20 protein-coding genes are annotated in these 18,806 nt (G+C 36.6%); 6 read left to right on the top strand and 14 right to left on the bottom strand.

Features of this window, described 5'->3' with window-relative positions; genetic code table 11:
* Window positions 1-11: 11 nt before the first annotated feature.
* Together MHH66_RS21235 and ecsA are read right to left on the bottom strand one after the other, a co-directional pair.
* The gene (locus MHH66_RS21235) at window positions 12-1,223 is read right to left on the bottom strand and encodes an ABC transporter permease (RefSeq protein ID WP_063217556.1); all 1,212 of its coding nucleotides are present in this window, start codon (window positions 1,221-1,223) and stop codon (window positions 12-14) included.
* A complete protein-coding gene (gene ecsA, locus MHH66_RS21240) occupies window positions 1,216-1,959 on the bottom strand; it encodes an ABC transporter ATP-binding protein EcsA (protein ID WP_001292616.1) in 744 nt (247 codons plus the stop codon). The genes MHH66_RS21235 and ecsA overlap by 8 nt, the downstream gene beginning before the upstream one ends.
* Window positions 1,960-2,521: 562 nt before the next feature.
* On the opposite strand from ecsA, the gene MHH66_RS21245 reads away from it, so the two are divergent.
* From MHH66_RS21245 to MHH66_RS21255, 3 genes are all read left to right on the top strand, one after another.
* Window positions 2,522-2,956 carry an HIT family protein gene (locus MHH66_RS21245; RefSeq protein ID WP_001016832.1) on the top strand — a complete coding sequence of 145 codons (435 nt, stop codon included), beginning with the start codon at window positions 2,522-2,524 and terminating at the stop codon, window positions 2,954-2,956.
* A 208-nt stretch (window positions 2,957-3,164) separates the two neighbouring features.
* Window positions 3,165-3,527 carry a YtxH domain-containing protein gene (locus tag MHH66_RS21250; protein WP_002011120.1) on the top strand — a complete coding sequence of 121 codons (363 nt, stop codon included), beginning with the start codon at window positions 3,165-3,167 and terminating at the stop codon, window positions 3,525-3,527.
* A 299-nt stretch (window positions 3,528-3,826) separates the two neighbouring features.
* Entirely contained in the window at window positions 3,827-4,384 is a 558-nt protein-coding gene (locus tag MHH66_RS21255; protein ID WP_002134805.1) for an HTH-type transcriptional regulator Hpr, read from the top strand.
* 5 nt (window positions 4,385-4,389) lie between these two features.
* Here the strand turns inward: MHH66_RS21255 and MHH66_RS21260 are convergent, their stop codons facing one another.
* Window positions 4,390-4,725: a DUF1878 family protein gene (locus tag MHH66_RS21260; protein WP_002134804.1), complete on the bottom strand. Its 336-nt coding sequence runs from the start codon at window positions 4,723-4,725 to the stop codon at window positions 4,390-4,392.
* Window positions 4,726-4,843: 118 nt separating this feature from the next.
* Between MHH66_RS21260 and MHH66_RS21265 the strand changes: the two genes are divergently transcribed.
* From MHH66_RS21265 to helD, 3 genes are all read left to right on the top strand, one after another.
* Complete coding sequence (locus tag MHH66_RS21265) at window positions 4,844-5,038, top strand: hypothetical protein (RefSeq protein ID WP_000172693.1); 195 nt, start codon at window positions 4,844-4,846, stop codon at window positions 5,036-5,038.
* A 447-nt stretch (window positions 5,039-5,485) separates the two neighbouring features.
* A complete protein-coding gene (gene prsA / locus MHH66_RS21270) occupies window positions 5,486-6,358 on the top strand; it encodes a peptidylprolyl isomerase PrsA (RefSeq protein WP_063217555.1) in 873 nt (290 codons plus the stop codon).
* Between the two features lie 267 nt (window positions 6,359-6,625).
* Window positions 6,626-8,962: an RNA polymerase recycling motor HelD gene (gene helD, locus MHH66_RS21275; RefSeq protein ID WP_078184618.1), complete on the top strand. Its 2,337-nt coding sequence runs from the start codon at window positions 6,626-6,628 to the stop codon at window positions 8,960-8,962.
* 6 nt (window positions 8,963-8,968) lie between these two features.
* Here the strand turns inward: helD and MHH66_RS21280 are convergent, their stop codons facing one another.
* The 11 genes from MHH66_RS21280 to MHH66_RS21330 form a co-directional block, all read right to left on the bottom strand.
* Window positions 8,969-10,240 (bottom strand): FtsW/RodA/SpoVE family cell cycle protein, encoded by a 1,272-nt coding sequence (locus MHH66_RS21280; protein WP_078184617.1) that lies wholly within the window; start codon window positions 10,238-10,240, stop codon window positions 8,969-8,971.
* A gap of 7 nt (window positions 10,241-10,247) precedes the next feature.
* Window positions 10,248-10,655 carry a PadR family transcriptional regulator gene (locus MHH66_RS21285; protein ID WP_002168969.1) on the bottom strand — a complete coding sequence of 136 codons (408 nt, stop codon included), beginning with the start codon at window positions 10,653-10,655 and terminating at the stop codon, window positions 10,248-10,250.
* Window positions 10,656-10,659: 4 nt separating this feature from the next.
* Window positions 10,660-11,193 (bottom strand): sigma-70 family RNA polymerase sigma factor, encoded by a 534-nt coding sequence (locus MHH66_RS21290; RefSeq protein WP_002011110.1) that lies wholly within the window; start codon window positions 11,191-11,193, stop codon window positions 10,660-10,662.
* 510 nt (window positions 11,194-11,703) lie between these two features.
* On the bottom strand, window positions 11,704-12,477 hold the full coding sequence (locus MHH66_RS21295) for a VanZ family protein (protein ID WP_061674044.1): 774 nt from the start codon (window positions 12,475-12,477) through the stop codon (window positions 11,704-11,706).
* Window positions 12,470-12,802, bottom strand: coding sequence for a PadR family transcriptional regulator (locus MHH66_RS21300; RefSeq protein ID WP_078184616.1), 333 nt, complete (start codon window positions 12,800-12,802; stop codon window positions 12,470-12,472). The genes MHH66_RS21295 and MHH66_RS21300 overlap by 8 nt, the downstream gene beginning before the upstream one ends.
* 115 nt (window positions 12,803-12,917) lie before the next feature.
* The gene (gene glpD / locus MHH66_RS21305) at window positions 12,918-14,600 is read right to left on the bottom strand and encodes an aerobic glycerol-3-phosphate dehydrogenase (protein ID WP_002134793.1); all 1,683 of its coding nucleotides are present in this window, start codon (window positions 14,598-14,600) and stop codon (window positions 12,918-12,920) included.
* Window positions 14,601-14,733: 133 nt separating this feature from the next.
* Window positions 14,734-16,224: a glycerol kinase GlpK gene (gene glpK / locus MHH66_RS21310; RefSeq protein ID WP_002011107.1), complete on the bottom strand. Its 1,491-nt coding sequence runs from the start codon at window positions 16,222-16,224 to the stop codon at window positions 14,734-14,736.
* A gap of 12 nt (window positions 16,225-16,236) precedes the next feature.
* Complete coding sequence (gene glpF, locus MHH66_RS21315; protein ID WP_002030197.1) at window positions 16,237-17,058, bottom strand: glycerol uptake facilitator protein GlpF; 822 nt, start codon at window positions 17,056-17,058, stop codon at window positions 16,237-16,239.
* 227 nt (window positions 17,059-17,285) lie between these two features.
* Window positions 17,286-17,846, bottom strand: coding sequence for a glycerol uptake operon antiterminator GlpP (glpP, locus tag MHH66_RS21320; RefSeq protein WP_000394293.1), 561 nt, complete (start codon window positions 17,844-17,846; stop codon window positions 17,286-17,288).
* A 90-nt stretch (window positions 17,847-17,936) separates the two neighbouring features.
* Entirely contained in the window at window positions 17,937-18,386 is a 450-nt protein-coding gene (locus MHH66_RS21325; protein WP_002087188.1) for a helix-turn-helix domain-containing protein, read from the bottom strand.
* 211 nt (window positions 18,387-18,597) lie between these two features.
* Complete coding sequence (locus MHH66_RS21330; RefSeq protein ID WP_002087191.1) at window positions 18,598-18,798, bottom strand: sporulation YhaL family protein; 201 nt, start codon at window positions 18,796-18,798, stop codon at window positions 18,598-18,600.
* Between the last annotated feature and the right edge of the window lie 8 nt (window positions 18,799-18,806).

Raw genomic sequence — 18,806 nt, forward strand, 5'->3', positions numbered from 1 at the left:
GTTCATTCCCTTCAGTTTAAACGCTCAATGCGTTTCGCACCGTATTGATAAACGAAACCAATACTAAATAATATGCTTACGACAAATAAAATGCCGGTCATTATGAAATCTTTCGTCGCAAGTGCAAATATAACTGTAAATACAACGCTGCCGATAATAAGAATCGCATTTAATAAAGTAAGGAAATCTCTCTTCTTCTCGTCTCCCCCTACCGGATATAAATCAAGCCAAACTTTCATACGGTGATGTTTCCAAAGGGTTAAGAGCTGGTAGCCGATTAAGTATAAGAAAACAAGGCTTACGATAAAACGTCCATATAAAAATGGGATGAAGTAAAGAATGACTCCACCAAGAACGAGTAAACGCATATATAATCCGAAATAGTTACCCGATCTTAAAAATGTTCTCGTATATAAGTATAAATATGTACGTTTCTCACCGATCATCGAAAGAATGAAATCAAGCCATTTCCTACGTGATACTCTCTCTTTTAACGCTGGTACATCAACGAACATATTCGCAATGCGGTATAGCAGCATCATTTTTTTACCTTCTTCAGAAATTAAATACTCCCAGTTTAGCGGCTTTCCTTTCACCTTTTGATGCATAAAAGCAAGGTATAGCGCCATAAGAAAGACAATCACACCGGTAAAAATGACTGAAGTACGTTCTACAAGGACGTACACAAATATGCCGTTTAAAATAAAACGAATAAACCAATCCGCTCTTTGTACATTTTGATCTGTTAAAAATGATTTTTCCCACGCTACGAATAAATTCCACGCTTTTACAATGACAAACGCGATTACAATCCATATGTAATTGGCACCTGTTTGTTTCATTTGCTGGAAATATAACGGGGCAAGCGCAGCGGCTACCATTGCGATTATGTATAACTGAATCATAAACGTAAAAAGAAATGCCTTCGTAAAATAAGGCTTTAACTTTTCTTCAACTGGCAGCAAATACACGAGGTCTGCTTCTTTTAATAACGTTTGGACTGACCCAGCTGTTAATACGAGGCCAAGTAAGACTGCCATAACAATCGCTGTCGGAAACGAAGGTGTTAACGTTTGTAACCATTGCTGGTAATAATACGCTCCTGCGCCGATGATAAATACGAAAATAAATTTCAAATGATCATTAAATACGTATTTACTATATGTACGAACTTCTTTTAGAAAGTGCCGAAATCGTTCTTTCCATAACGCTGTGCTATTCATAATCTTCTTCCTTCGTTAACGCAATATAAATATCATCAAGCGTTGCACCAGGCATATTAAACCCGGATTGAAGTTCTGATAATGTTCCCATCGCTCTCACTTCACCTTGATGCAAAATAATGAATGAATCACAATAGCGCTCTGCTGTCGCTAAAATATGTGTACTCATTAAGATGCCCGCACCACTCTTTTTCATTTGATCCATCATTTGAAGAAGTGATTGAATCGCTAACGGATCAAGCCCCACGAAAGGTTCGTCCACAATGTAAAGTGATGGTTCAACTAAAAATGCACTCATAATCATCACTTTTTGTTTCATCCCTTTTGAGAAATGAGACGGAAACCATTTTAAGCGATTTTTCATGCGAAACTCTTGTAATAGTTGCCCTACGCGTTCTTCATATTGTTTTTCATCTACACCGTACGCCATCGCTGTTAATTTCAAATGCTCTTCTAACGTTAACTCATCATATAATACTGGCGTTTCTGGAATGAAGGAGAAACTAGAACGGTACGCTGTCATATCATCACGAATTGTTTTCCCGTTAATTGTGACAGTTCCTTTTTTCGGCTCCATTAAACCGATGATATGTTTAATTGTCGTACTTTTCCCGGCTCCATTTAAACCGATCAAGCCGACAAGTTCGCCTTTATTAACAGAGAACGAAACATTTTGCAGTACAGGTCGTTTCGTATATCCTCCTGTAACATTTTCTACACGCAATAACTCGCTCATACGACACCACTTTCTTCATTAGTATTCATTCTACATTCATCTTACCAAAAATGGCGCTGTACTACATAGTATCGATGTCTTAAAAAAAAATTTAAATTTCTTGGCATATATTTTTACAAAAGCGGACATCATAATTAGTGAAGAAGGAACACATTGAAAAAGCAACCACCAATTGATGAGTACAACAACATAGTGAAGTCATCATGAAATGGGGTGTCCAAGTTGGACAATGAAATTTACACATAACCAGATAATTTGTTTCATTTTCGAAACGGGGTGTCTCCGAAAGAGCATATACTGTTTTAAAAAATAAACAATTTCATTTTAAAAAAAGATTGCAATTCATTTCACTTGAAAATGGGGTGTCTACGGCAGAAACTTTAGCCGATTTACCGTGCATTTCTTAAATAAATGAGGTGTCTGCGAACCGTAAATTATAAAAAATGCTTTTTCAATCCATCTTCAGAAAACAGGAAGCTGAGTCAGCTTCCTGTTTTTCGTGTTTGTTCTCCTATGTAATTATGGTAAAATACGGCTAAGACTATTTGAAAGGATGAGATCGATGAATCATACAGCGGACAATTGTATTTTTTGTAAAATCATTGACGGGCAAATCCCTTGCTCAAAAGTATACGAAGATGAACATGTACTTGCATTTTTAGATATTAGTCAAGTAACAAAAGGACATACTCTTGTTATTCCGAAAGTACACAAACAAGACATTTTTGCGTTAACGCCAGAAATCGCATCACATATTTTTGCTGTCGTTCCAAAAATCGCAAATGCAATGAAAGCAGAATTTAATCCAGTTGGTTTCAACCTACTTAACAATAACGGCGAGAAAGCTGGACAAACTGTATTCCACTTCCACCTTCATTTAATTCCACGCTACGGTGAAAACGATGGTTTCGGTGCTGTTTGGAAATCACACCAAAATGAATACACAATGGAAAATTTACAAAACATCGCAAGTACAATTGCAAATAGTGTGAAATAGTGCCACTATAATAAGAAGTAATACATAATAAGCCGATTCCTCTGGCATTTATTGTATGGCTTCTTTCTTCACAAAAAATGCCGGGGGTATGATTTTTTGTGCATAGCATGTACAAGAGAGAAAAGCTCGCTTTTCTTCCCCTTGTCTTAAAGGTATGCACACTTTTATACATCATGAATACGAACGAAAAATAAGGAGGTTTCCTTTTATGTCAAAAGCTAAATCCTTTATTACAGGTGTACTTTGCGGCGGAGCAGTTGCTGGACTAGCCGTTCTTTTCTCAACTCCTTCTTCTGGTAAAGCTATGCGCGGTAAGCTGAAAGAAAAAGGAACTGATATTAAAAAAACATTAGCTGATATTACAGCTGATACGAAGTTATTAAAGCGTCAAATCGTTGAAACTGCTTCAGAAGGTAAAGAAGTATTCCAAGAACTAAAAGACGATATGCATGACACGCTTTCTAACTGGAAACAAGATATTTCTCAAAACAAACGACATATCGAAAAAGAAATTTTAGACATTCAAAAGTCAATTGAGAAACTACAAGAAGCCGTTCCAGAAAAAGCGTAAACATATTCCTGCTTAGTTTTTTGCATATAACAAATATTTTTCATACAAATTGACCTTAACACGGCATATCACATAGATATGCCGTGTTTTTATGCATTTACAATATATGTTATCCCTTAACATGTAAAGACAACACATGTATTCTCGACTCATAAAACGCTTCCATAGTTATGCATGATTTGTATAGAATGTTATTTTTCCGAAAAATTTTCACAATTCTCACAAAAAGACTTTATTAATTTTTATTTTACTGGCATAATAGATAATAATGAAAAAAGAATGTTAAAGTGGGTGAGTAAATGAAAAGTGGAGAAAAAAATTACTCGGTAAAAGAAGCGATGATTTTCAGCCAACGTATTGCTCAATTATCGAAAGCGTTATGGAAATGCGTAGAGAAAGATTGGCAACAATGGATTAAACCTTACGATTTAAACATTAATGAGCATCACATTTTAACCATCGCTTATCATTTAAAAGGGGCTTCTATTTCTGAGATTGCTAAGTTTGGAGTTATGCACGTATCAACGGCGTTTAACTTCTCTAAAAAGCTTGAAGAACGCGGCTATCTTATATTCTCAAAAAAAGAAGATGATAAACGAAATACGTACATTGAAATTACAGACAAAGGGGAAGAATTACTACTTCGCTTAATGGAGGAGTATGACCCTGAAAATAATTCTGTTTTTAATGGGGCACTTGAACTTCGTAATTTTTACGGTAAGTTCCCAGAAAATATCGAACTTATTGCGATCCTTCGCAATATTTACGGACAAGACTTCATCGATATTTTTGAGAAATCATTAGAAGATATTGAGGAGAACTTTACGGAATCTGATCAAAAGTTAGTTAAGAAATAATCTATTTATTTTTTCGCAATCATGCTTAAGAATTCATTCATAAGCGGCTTAAATAAACCTTGTTTTGCTAGCGCTTCCGCAGTTTCGTGTACTTCGAGCTGATGTGGAAGCGCTTTTTCAAATTGATCTAATAGCGCATCAAACAATAGAAGGCCTTCTGCTTTCTCCACTACATATTGTTCGTTCAGTTTTTCACAAAGTTTTAGTATGCGTTCAATGTCTTTTTTACGAGCTTTTTTCTTTATGATTAAAGAATAAAATGGACACTTTTCTTCATCAATCATTTTAAATAGTAGGTCTACGTAGTATTCAGCTTGTTCTAGTCTTCTTACAACGTCCATTTTCTCCCTCGCTTCCTAACACAAAGTCTTCTATTTCTGAATTTTGTAACACGAACAAAATATCGTATGATACAATATATAAAGTATAGGTATTTTAGCCAAAAGGAGGTCTCGCCTCATGACTCTTATAACCGTTGTTTTTGTTGCATTCGCACTTCTTGTTATATTTTACACGAATTTCATGACACATACACTGTGTGAGCGAAAACAAATATCTGCGAGCCGCCAGCCCGGTGTCTTTCGAGTTATTAATGTATGTATTACCATTCTATTAATTTCTAGTTATGTAGAAATTATATTTCATGGAAAGTGAGGAAGGAAGCCCCTTCCTCATTTTTTTCCTCTATAAGCAAATTATACCTACTATAACTAATAAAATAAACAGTACAAGTAATAAAATAAGTTTTGAATTCATCCCCCATCCCCTCCTCTTTTCTGTATATGCGACATCCGCCCAATATGGTACCCTTTCAAAATCTGACACAAACTGGTTAAAATTTCTTTATCAATAGGAAAACCCGTCGAAATATGATATATTAAATTTTGTACATATTGCTTATACTATGAAATAAACGACACGCATCTAAACTTTATCCTAAAGCCTCGGTAAGCCCTGTTAAGCATGCTTTTACATATAAAAAAAGCAAAGACATCAGTGAGACTTAATCAGGTTCTTATGAACGAAAATAACCTATCATAAGGCGTTTCTTCATTCGTATGGGATAAATTAAAAATACATAATAGTAGGAGTGTTTATTGAATGAAGAAAGCTATGCTTGCCTTAGCCGCAACAAGTGTAATCGCATTATCAGCATGTGGAACATCATCATCATCAGACAAAATTGTTACATCTAAAGCTGGTGACATCACTAAAGAAGAGTTCTACAATCAAATGAAGACACAAGCTGGTAAACAAGTACTAAATAACATGGTTATGGAAAAAGTACTTATTAAAAACTACAAAGTCGATGAAAAAGAAGTAGACAAAAAGTTCGATGAAATGAAAAAGCAAGTCGGTGACCAATTCGATACACTAATGAAACAACAAGGCCTTAAAGAAGAAACAGTTAAAAATGGCGTTCGCGCTTCATTAGCTCAAGAACAAGCGATTGAAAAAGCAATTACTGATAAAGACTTAAAAGCAAAATTTGAGGACTATAAGCAAGAAATTAAAGCAAGCCATATTCTTGTAAAAGATGAAGAGACTGCTAAAAAAGTGAAAGAAGAACTTGCACAAGGTAAATCTTTCGAAGAGTTAGCGAAAAAGTACTCTGAAGATCCAGGTTCAAAAGAAAAAGGTGGCGACTTAGGATTCTTCGGACCAGATAAAATGGTAAAAGAATTCGATGAAGCTGCTCGTAAGCTGAAAAAAGATGAAGTAAGTGAACCAGTAAAAACACAGCATGGTTACCATATCATTAAAGTAACTGAGACTCATGCTGACGCAACTTTCGATAAAGCAAAAGCTGACATCAAAAAAGAAGTAGTTCAAGAAAAAACACAAGATGCTCAATTTATGAATGATCTTATGATGAAAGAAATCAAAAAAGCTGACGTAAAAGTTGACGATAAAGATTTGAAAGATCTTTTCGAAGAGCCAAAAGCTGACGCTAAAAAAGACGAAAAGAAATAATGAAGTGAAAAAAGCTTGGGTAGCCCCAAGCTTTTTTATTTTGTAGTAGTTTTTTTGCCGATAAATCGATATACTCCCTCACCTTACTCCATTCAACACGAAACCAAGGTTTATCTTATTATCATTGATTAAATTAAAAAACTATGTTAAATTAGTACAGAAACGCATTCTTAAAAACAATAGAATGTATTTATCCGTATCTTAATTGTACAACAAAACACATCTTCAGTCAACCTCTATTTTTCACTTTTAAAGGAGTGCTTACGTATGAATAAAAAACTTGATCAAGAGCAAAAACGATTGGATACCGTAATAGAAACGATTACGGAGCAAATTGATAAACTGGAAAGCGAAACTGGCAGACGCCGGGCAGAAGTAATCAACATTCGTAAACACTTTTGGGATGATGTTAAAGTTAACACTGATACTTTTGACGATTATCTTGAAACAGTTATCAACTTAAGACAACAAGCTCAGTCACTAGCCGTAACACAAATTACCCATAAGCACACCTTTAATCGACTTGCCGCACTACGCCGTATGCATAAAGCACCTTACTTCGGACGAATTGATTTCAAAGAAGAAGGCGAATCTGGCGCAGAACAAATTTATATCGGGGTGGCTACACTTACCGATGCAAGTGGAGAAAACTTTCTTATATACGATTGGCGCGCACCAATTTCAAGTGTTTACTACGATTATCCACCAGGACCGGCTGAATACAGCACACCAGGAGGCGTAATCTGCGGCAATGTGGAGAAGAAATTACAATATATTATTCAGAATGGCGAGATTGATTCCATGTTCGATACGAGCCTCACAATTGGCGATGAAATTCTGCAACAAGCGCTCGGAAAAGGAACAAACAAACATATGCAAAGTATCGTTGCTACTATTCAGCGCGAGCAAAATGAAATTATCCGTCACGATGAAGGGCGACTACTTATCGTTCAAGGAGCTGCTGGTAGCGGTAAAACGTCAGCTGCCCTGCAGCGAATCGCCTACTTACTATATAAATATCGCGAATGGTTAAAAGCAGATCAAATTATTCTCTTCTCCCCTAACTCTATGTTCAACAGCTACGTTTCTAACGTACTACCTGAACTCGGTGAAGAAAATATGCAGCAAGTGACATTCCAAGAATATTTAAACCATAGACTCAGTAAGGCATTTGACGTTGAAGACCCTTATGAGCAATTAGAATATATGTTAACTGAAACGAATAGCCCTACCTATAAAACTCGAAATGCGAGCATTCGATTTAAAGCATCCACTCAATTTTTCGAGATGATTAGAGCGTACAGACAATCCCTTGAATCTTCAGGCATGCTATTTAGAGGAATGAAATTTAGAGGAAAGTTAATTGCTTCTGCTAAAGAAATTACAGAACAATTTTACAACACTGACTCCTCCCTCCGCTTCCATAATCGAATTGAGAAGTTAACGGATTGGCTAAACAAACAAATAGACACAATTGAAAAAACAGAACTGAAAAAGCCTTGGGTAGAAGAAGAAATTGAACTACTTAGTAAAGATGAATATCAAAAAGCTTATAAATACTTACAGAAAAAAGGCGAGTTTGATGACAACTCCTTTAATGATTATGAAAAAGAAACGAAAGTACTCGGACGTATGATTGTCCGTAAAAAATTAAAACCGTTACGTAAAGGCGTTCAAACGCTACGTTTTATCAATTTTACAGGCATATATAAACAACTCTTCACAGATGCATCATGGGTTACTAGCGAAAAGCCTAAAGAATGGGACGAAATTTGTTCATTAACTGTGAACATGCTTGATGAAGGAAAGCTACATTATGAGGATGCGACTCCATTTTTACTTTTAAAAGAATTAATTGAAGGCTTCCAAACGAACAGATCGATTAAACACGTACTTGTAGACGAAGCACAAGATTATTCTCCGTTTCAGTTCGAGTTTTTAAAACGTCTCTTCCCTGCCGCAAAAATGACAGTGCTCGGAGACTTTAACCAAGCGATATTTGCCCATGCGAGTGAAGCAGTGAATTTCAATACACTTACTAGCTTATACGGACCAGATGAAACAAACGGCATCAACTTAACTCGTAGCTATCGATCAACAAAACCGATTATTGAATTCACACGCTATCTCGTGCCGGAAGGAAAGAATATTAACGCCTTTGAACGTGACGGCGAGAAACCTACAGTGACTAAAGTTTCTGATTACAGCGAACTGCATGATCGTATCACTTCTAAAGTTGCTGAACTACAAAAACAACAGCACAATACGATCGCAATTATATGTAAATCCGCAGCTGAAAGTGCCACTGCATACGAGGCACTCAGTCATATCGAGAATATTAAACTTGTGAAAAGTAACTCAGCCGAGTACGAGCAAGGCATCGTCGTTATCCCTGCTTATTTAGCGAAGGGTATCGAATTTGATGCTGTCATTATTTACGATGCTTCTAAAGATGTGTACAGTGATGAAAGCCTACGTAGATTGTTCTACACTGCTTGTACACGCGCAATGCATGAATTACAGCTTTATAGCGTTGGTGAGGTTAGTCCTTTTGTAACAGGGGCTGCTTCGGAGAGTTTTAAATGTATAACGAAAACACCTTGATTTTTATCAAGGTGTTTTTTTCATTCTAAACGACATATCTTTACGTCGATATACACTTAGCACGATCCCCATTAAAAGCGCATGAAATAAAGTTGGTGTTAATCCATAACTAATAAAAGGCAATGATATAGCAGCAATCGGTAATAAGCCTAGGATCATGCCCACGTTATAAATGAACTGAACTACAAAAAGAGTCATTCCTCCAACGAGAAGCAATTTACCATACCGATCATTTATTTTATAAGATATGATTACTAACCTTGCTACAAAAAGAGAAAGAATTAAAACAAGGACCAAGGCAAGGAAATACCCGTAATAGTAAGTCAAACTTGCAAACACAAAGTCAGTATCTGGAGCAGGGATGAACTTTGTATCTCCAGATGTACCAAACCAACCTGCTGACGACATTACCTCTTTTAAACGTACATACATAAACCCTGCGCCCCCTGCATCACGCTCTGGGTTTAAATATCCTAAAAATCTATCCAAATGATATCCTTTTACTGAGGACCAGGAAAAGGATACCCTTATAATCAATAAACAAATTGGTACAATTGTAATAATCAATACCTTTTTCTTTCCTAAATTACTCCACCAAAGCATAACGAATACCATCGTGATATAGATAAAAACCGTTGAAAGAGTTGCTACAGTTAAGAATAAACACAAAGAAAATAAATATAAAACCACAAGATGCATAACCTTTATCCTACTACCATTGAAAATGGAAGCCCAAGCTAGAAAAAAGAACGGCACTGCCATTAAACAGTCAATTGCAATGGGACCAATTTTTATTAACGGTTCGCCAGCCATCGAAGCGTTTGGAAAACAGTATAGCATTAACAGGATAAGTACTCCGATTGTATAAAACAACCCTCCGAGTCTTTCTAACATCCGATAATCAATCAGCATCATCCCAAGAGCTGCTACAACACCCAGAATAACAAATATCAACTTATTCATTATTACATCATTCGTATATCCAAAAGCTAAAACTGGCAAAAACCCTAACCCCATAGCAGCCACTAATAAAATAATTAAGAACCAATCAACCTTTGGCTTATGAAGTTTGTTAAGCTCCTGCCCTAGTTTAATTGGACTTCCCATTTGTTCCACCGCTTTATTTTCAGCAACTTCCTCACTTAACCCTTTTTCTATCCATGTGCTCTTCGCCTGTTTTAAGTGAAAATCTAGTTCAGTTGCTACAAAGCTCTTTGCTTCTTTTGATTTAATGTGATTGGTAACTTCACTTAAAAAACGCTCCCCTTTTTTGTTCAATTTTATCTCACTCCTGTACTAATCCTTTTAATATAAACCGTGCCTTCGTAGAATCTTTTTCTGCCTTTCGCAGCATCTTTCTTCCCTTATCATTTAATTGATAATATTTAGCTCCTGCATGATCCCAACTTGATTGGATAAAACGATTCTGTTCTAGACGATGTAATACAGTATATAAAAAACCTTCATTTCCTTCGAATTTTCGAATCCCTCTCCCTCGTAGTAGCTGTGACAATTCGTATCCTGTTTTTTCATTACTGAGGAGTTGTAAAATGGCGAACGAGATGTCCTCTTCCTTTTCGTGTGATGCATTGATTTTTTCGCGCACCTGCTTTCGGTGTTGATCAGAAAAACTCAAATGTTTAAACGTTGTATTCTCCATTGATTTTCGCAGGCCTTTTAATCGATCTTCCATTTGATTATTCCTCCAATCCTTTCTTCAAAAGCTCCTTCGCTTTTTTCAGTCTCGTTTTTATCGTATTTTCCTTCACTTCTATTACAATAGCAATCTCTTTAATTGATAGTTCTTCATAATAAAATAGATAAATGACTTCCCGATATTTTATCGGTAAATTCATTACTGCAGAAGCCAGTTCACGGTCCTTCGCATTTTGAATAACAGTTTGTTCGACACTATCATTTTGAACCCCAATATAAGCAGCTTCATCCTCTGTCACGATCACCTTTTTGTTATACCAACTTTTTATGTAGTCCTTACATTGATTAATCGCAATTCTCCACAACCACGTTTTCACATTCGATTTCCCTTTGTATGTATGAAGAGATTTATAACATTTCACAAATATATCTTGCGTTAAATCCTCAGCGACTTCTTTATTATTCACATATGAATACACAAGCTGTAAGACTTCTTGTCCATACTTGTTCATTATTTCATCGATAAGGAGTTCCTTATCTTCTATTTCAAACGCTTCTACCGTTAATTCATCCACATCATTTCCTCCTTCCCATTTATTAGACGACGCACGCCATGGAAAAGTTTTATAAATCCCTAAAAAAATACGGATGGTAGTGTCCCTACCGTTGTTTTAACTTTAATTTTTCTTTACTAAGAGTAAACCTTTTATTATGATACAACACTTCATATTCACTTATAGTCAAAATTTTAGTGCATTCATAATAAAACAAAAACCACCTAAAGGCTCCCCTTCAGGTGGTTCTCTATTTTACGCTAACGCCGCCGCTTGTTCTTGTTGATCTACAGGAATTACAGCGTCTGTTAATGCTTTTTCTAGTTCAGCTGTGTATTTCATTTCGACGCTATCATCATTTATGGCGCCAATAAAGACAGATTATGCAACAGTTTCATAACAGTATGAATAAACAACTAACAACATCTATTACGAGTATAAAAAATCGGCTCAATACATAATACCTATGTTTTCAGTGATACTCTATTACCATCGAACTAATTTATATAATTTTAACTACATGATAGCAAGTTAATTTTCAAATATCTTCTTGCGCATAACCCTAAATTTATTATCCATTTGTATCAGGCTTATAAATAAAAGATATCCTATCGATGCACCGAGCATATTTATAGCAATCCGCCACACATCAAAAACATCAGATAAAGTTAGTAAATGTAATAACTCCCAAGCAAAAAAGGTCATAGCATACCACTTACAAGCTTTCTTATAGTTCGTCACTTTATTGATCAACACTGGAACGAAAAATCCAAATGGAACTACCAATATTATATGTTGCAAAACAGTTAACCAATACGTTGAGTTCCCCCAAGGACCTGGATGTGCAATAAAATCTTTAATTTGCCAAAGTGTTATTCCAAAAAGTTGTAACAGCGTTTCTAAATCAGATATATGTAAAAATTGCTGCCAAAATTCAATAGGATGATAGACAGTTCCACCTGTCAAACTACGAACAGAGTCAAATGTAGAATTTGAAATAAACGCTCCTAAAAAGACAATAAAACAAATGATTATATAAGGAATACATAAAATTTTTGATACTACCTTTAATGGCCTAGGAACTTCGTATACCGATTGATTAATCTCTAAACCAATAACTTTTGATTCGCCAAAAGTTTGAATCGCTTTATACACCGCTTCTTTTTCATTCATACCTTGTTCCATATATTCTTCTTTCAAGCTGTTCAAGTGATCATATATTTCTAGAAATAGCTCATCCTGTTCAATATTACTAAGTTCTGAATAAGCTAAAATGGACTTAATATACTCATCAAATTCACTCATAAATAACTCCTTTCTGACAAGTTTGAATTAATGATGTTACACGCTCCCAAGAGTTCACTTTCTTCTGCAATTCTTTTTTCCCTTTACTTGTAATAGTATAAAATTTCCTTTTCATCCCATTCTCAGATTGATTCCAATAAGATTCAAGAAATTCTTTTTTTTCTAATCGCTTTAAAGCTGGATACAAAGTTCCCTGCCCCATACTATACAAATCTTCACTTGCATCCTTTAAACTTCGGGCTATTTCATATCCATATGTATCACGTTTTGCAATGATAGAAAGTAATAAAATATCTATACTTCCCTTCAAGATTTCTTTGTCCAACAATACCACCTCCTTATATACATCGTATAACAACATATGTCGTTATGCAACACAATTGAAATAATACCCCATAAAAAAAACCACCTAAAGGCTCCCCTTCAGGTGGTTCTCTATTTTACGCTAACGCAGCCGCCTGCTCTTGTTGATCTACAGGAATTACAGCGTCTGTTAATGCTTTTTCTAATTCAGCTGTATATTTCATTTGCTCTTCTTTGCTCCAGCCTAGTTTCGCAGCCATGTAGTTGATTACTGCTTCTTTCCACTCGTATACCCAGTGGATGTTGAAGAATACAGCGCCTCTGCGGCGTACGAAGAAGTCAACTGGTTTCGCTGTCATTTCGTAATCCATTGCGTATACAAGCGGGATTAGAACGTCTAGCGGCATGTTGTATTCTTTCGCTTCGTCTTTATGTTTTTTCGCTAAGTCAAACAGTACGTCAACGTTAGAGCCGTAGAATTTCGCGAATTTTTCCGCTTGTGCTGTCGTTAAACCATATTTCGTACCTTCGCCTGCTTTTTTCGCAACAAATGCCGGGAATCCGTGTGAACCACTTACATGACCACCAGAGATTGGCATATGTTTCGTATCGCTCTTCTTATATGCGCTATGGCCTTCTTTTTGTAATAGATTCGTTACGTAGTCTACTACCATTTCAGCCATTTTGCGGTATCCTGTTAATTTACCGCCCGCGATTGTAATTAAACCAGATTCAGAAGTCCAAATTTCATCTTTACGAGAAATTTCAGATGCATTCTTACCTTCTTCATAAATTAGCGGACGTACACCAGCCCAGCTTGATTCCACATCTTTTTCTGTAATTTTCACGCTTGGGAACATGTAATTAATCGCATTAATGATATATGTGCGATCTTCTGTTGTCATGTGCGGTACAGCTGCGTCTTTATCATAGAACGTATCTGTTGTACCTACGTACGTTTTTCCTTCACGAGGAATCGCGAACACCATACGTTTATCTGGTGTATCAAAGTAAATTGCTTGCCCTAATGGGAAACGTTTTTGGTCAATTACTAAATGCACACCTTTTGATAACTGAAGTACTTTCCCTTTTTTAGAGTTATCTTTTTCACGAAGTGTATCTACCCAAGGACCAGCTGCGTTTACAATTTTCTTACCGTAAACTTCATACACTTCTCCGTCTAGTAAATCGATTACACGTACACCGCATACTTTTCCATCTTTATATAAGAAACTGTCTACTTTTGCGTAGTTAACAGCTTTCGCACCATGTTCAATCGCTTCTTTCATTACTTCAATTGTAAGACGCGCATCGTCTGTACGATATTCTACGTAGTAACCGCCGCCTTTTAATCCTTCTTGTTTTACAAGAGGCTCTTTATTTAGCGTTTCTTCACGGTTAAACATCTTTCTGCGCTCGCTTCGTTTTACACCTGCTAAGAAGTCGTATACACGAAGACCGATTGATGTACTGAATGACCCGAACGTGCCGCCTGTATGGAACGGAAGTAACATCCACTCCGGTGTTGTTACATGGGGACCGTTCTCATATACGATCGCACGCTCTTTCCCCACCTCTGCTACCATTTTCACTTCAAGTTGTTTTAAATAACGTAAACCGCCGTGTACAAGTTTCGTTGAACGACTTGATGTACCTGCTGCAAAGTCCTGCATTTCAAACACAATCGTTGATAAACCGCGTGTTGCCCCATCTAATGCAATACCAGAACCAGTAATACCTCCACCAATTACGATCACATCTAACTCTTGTTTATTTACTCCATTTAATACGTCTTTACGTTGTTTACTTGAAAATTTCATGGTAATTCCTCCCTTTGATAACGAAAAAAGAGACCACAAGCTCCGCTATAGATTTCGCCTCTATAGCGTGTTGTGGTCTCTCCAAATCTCCTACCGAATTATTAACTTGTCATCATTATAACACTGTTTATGATTATTTGAAAGCTTTAGTTGCTTCAATTGCTTTTTTCCATCCAGCATATAGCTCTTCGCTTGTTTCCGCTTCCATCGTTGGTTCAAAGCGTTTGTCCATATGCCACTGTGCTTTAATTTCATCTTGGTTTTTCCAGTATCCAACCGCAAGACCAGCTAAGTATGCTGCACCTAAAGCTGTCGTTTCATTGATCACTGGACGCTCTACAGGAACGTCTAAAATATCACTTTGGAACTTCATTAAGAAGTTATTCTTAACTGCTCCGCCATCAACGCGTAATGTATTTAGTTCAATACCTGAATCTGCTTCCATTGCGCATAGTACATCTTTCGTTTGGTATGCTAAAGATTCTAGCGTTGCACGAATGAAATGCTCTTTCGTCGTACCGCGTGTTACACCAAACATAGCGCCGCGTACTTCACTATCCCAATACGGTGTACCTAGTCCTACGAATGCCGGTACTATGTATACACCTTCAGTTGATTCAACACGGCTAGCGTACACTTCGCTCTCGCTCGCATCTTTAAACATACGCAGTCCGTCACGTAACCACTGAATTGCAGAACCAGCTACGAAAATACTTCCTTCTAATGCGTAATTCACTTTACCATCTAAACCCCATGCAATTGTTGTTAATAGGCCATGCTCAGAAGCTACTGCTTTTTCGCCTGTGTTCATTAACATAAAGCAACCAGTTCCGTAAGTGTTCTTCGCCATACCTTCACCGAAACAAGCTTGTCCAAATAATGCTGCTTGCTGGTCACCAGCTACACCTGCGATCGGTACATTTTGACCGAAGAAGTGATAATCAATTGTTTCTCCATATATTTCAGATGATTGACGTACTTCTGGAAGCATGCTCTTTGGTACTGTTAACATATCTAGAAGCTCATCATCCCACTGTAAGTCGTGAATGTTAAACATTAATGTGCGTGATGCATTTGAGTAATCTGTTATGTGCGCTTTACCGCCAGACAATTTCCATACAAGCCATGTATCAATTGTTCCGAATAATAACTCGCCGTTTTCTGCTTTTTCTCTTGCACCTTCAACGTTATCTAAAATCCATTTTACTTTCGTACCAGAGAAGTATGCATCAATTAAAAGACCTGTTTTTTCGCGAACCATCTCGCTATAACCTTTTTCTTTTAACTCATCACAAATTTCAACTGTTTGACGAGATTGCCATACGATTGCATTATAAATTGGTTTTCCAGTCGTTTTATCCCATACAACCGCTGTTTCACGTTGGTTCGTAATACCGATACCAGCAATTTGTTCTGGCTTCACATCTGCTTCACTTAAGCAAGTTGCGATAACTGCTAAAATAGATCCCCAAATTTCTTGTGCATTATGCTCAACCCAGCCTGGCTTTGGAAAATGTTGTGTAAACTCTTTTTGAGCTGAATGAACGATTTTTCCTTCTTTATTGAAAAGAATTGCGCGTGAGCTTGTTGTTCCTTGGTCTAATGAAAGAATATATTTTTTCATATCAGTTTCCCCCTATGCTACTTTTCTACTATTTGTAGTAGCTCCACTTTTTTTACTTGTCATATAAGAGATTGCTAGTACAATCACAGTTGTAATAATCACATAAATAAGTGCTGAATTTTGTTTTCCTTCAAATACAACTTGATGGAATAATCCTGCAAGTGATCCACCTAAAATTGGACCAACTACCGGGATCCATGCATACTTCCAGTTTGAACCGCCCTTTCCTGCAATCGGAAGGAAGAAGTGTGCAATACGCGGACCTAAATCACGAGCCGGGTTGATTGCGTATCCTGTTGTTCCACCTAATGATAAACCAATACTTACAATTAAGAAACCTACGATAAATGGATTTAAACCATCTGCAAATTTATTTGCTCCAATTGCTAATATACCAAATACTAAAACGAATGTTCCAATCATTTCACTTAAAAGGTTTGTAAATGTGTTCGGAATTGCTGGACCTGTTGCAAATACACCTAACTTTGTTCCTGGATCTTCTGTTTCTTTCCAGTGTGGTAAGTAATGTAAATATACAAGAACTGCCCCGATAATTGCCCCAATCATTTGTGCTGCGATATACATAGGTACATCACTCCATGGGAACGCTCCCTTAAAAGCAAGTCCTATCGTTAAAGCCGGATTCAAATGTGCCCCACTAATTGATCCAACTGCATACGCTGCCATAGCAACCGCTAGACCCCAACCCATTGTAATTACAATCCAACCAGAATCTTTCGCAAACGATTTCTTTAAACTTACACCAGCGCAAACACCGCCACCAAGTAAGATTAACAATGCAGTCCCTATTAATTCCCCTAAAAATGCTGACATAAAATCCCTCCACAATCAATTTAAATGCTTTCGAAAAGTGATAGAGGTAAAATGAATGGCCATTCGTTTTTTTCAAAAGAAAAAGATCCACAGCTTACATGCTTCTATATAGTATATATAGAAACAATAAAATGTGGATCTCTTCTTTTCTCCGTCACGTTTATTAACTTGTCTATAATGTTAACCCTTAATGAAAGCGGTGTCAACAGAATTTCTTCACATTTTCGTCACTTTTTTTGGTAATGTTTCCATAGTTCTTTTTTCGATGTCGTAATTGCTGTCGCACCAGCATTTAACGCTCTTTCAACGTCTTCTACCGTTCGAATAAAACCACCTGCTAAAATTGGTACACCTGTACGCTCTTTCACCTCAGCAATGACACCCGTTAACGCACCAGGAAGCACCTCTATATAATCCGGCTTCGTCTTTTCTAGCAAATTACAGCTCTTTTCCATTGCGCTAGAATCAATTAAAAAGATGCGTTGAATGGAGACGACACCTTTTTGCTTCGCCTTCATAATTACGCTCGCCTTTGTCGATAATAACCCGTACGGTTTATATTCTTGGCATAAAAACTCCGTCGCATGCCCATCACTTTGTAATCCATGGATCAAATCCACATGTAAAAATACTTTTTTATTATGCTGCTTCGCGAGCGACACAACACTCTTCAATTGACCGACATGAATATCTAAAATAACTATATACTCATACGAACTATGTAATAGCTTCTCCAAATCTTTAATTTGCCTCACTGCCGGCAAAATCTTTTGCTCATGAAATTCCATTCTAAACGTCCCCTTCCTATCTATCCTTTATAGTACACAATTTGGGTGAAAAGAACAGCTAGTGTAGGGGATTTCTTACAAATCTTTCTCTTATCTATATATTTTCTTCAACTTATCAGAAACCGTACCACCTATAATCATTAATAGGAGCGGTAAAAAATTCATTACATATGGTGCATCTGCGACAATTGTAATGCTTGCTCCTGCAAACTTATTTAACGCCCATACAACGATTTTTGTAATAAATAAAAATACGCCCATCATAAATAGACTATCGAAAAACACCTTCCATTTCGGATACGCTAATTGCTTACTATCCTCAATTACTTTTTGCGTCAACTCTTCATCACTCCTCAATAACTCATCAATTGTAATACCGAATAGATCACTTAAATGAATAATAATTTCAATGCTCGGATAGTTCTTTCCCGTCTCCCATTTCGAAACAGACTGCCTACTTACATGAATTTTTTCAGCCAAATCATTTTGCGACCAATTTCTTTTTTCCCTTTCTTCTTTTAAACGTTCACTAAAAATCATACTGTGTTTATCACCTCTCTATGTCTAGTATGGTCAAATAAATGATGAAGAGTAAAGCTAGTTATCGTTGCGTAACCTGTGCAACTTGTGCGTTACAGCGTAATGCACGCTATGTATCATGTGGATTTCATATGCTTTTCTTCTATAATAATTTCCCGAACAATAAAAAGAAGAGAAACAAAATCCATTTCTCTTCTTCAAACTTTTTCTATTAAAGCAATACCGAATCTTTATCACTATCCTGATTCCGCTTCTCTCGCTCTTCTTCTAAACGCTTCATATATACTTCGCCTTCTTTTTCGATAAAATCATTATCCATCTCTTGTTCTTTTTTCGAAGTATATAAAACCATGTAGCCACTTAGTACAATCCCAATGATTACAAGATAAATCCACCATGGTAAAGTTTCCACTTTCGTTC

The organism is Bacillus sp. FSL H8-0492, assembly GCF_038006145.1.
Classification (GTDB): domain Bacteria; phylum Bacillota; class Bacilli; order Bacillales; family Bacillaceae_G; genus Bacillus_A; species Bacillus_A mycoides.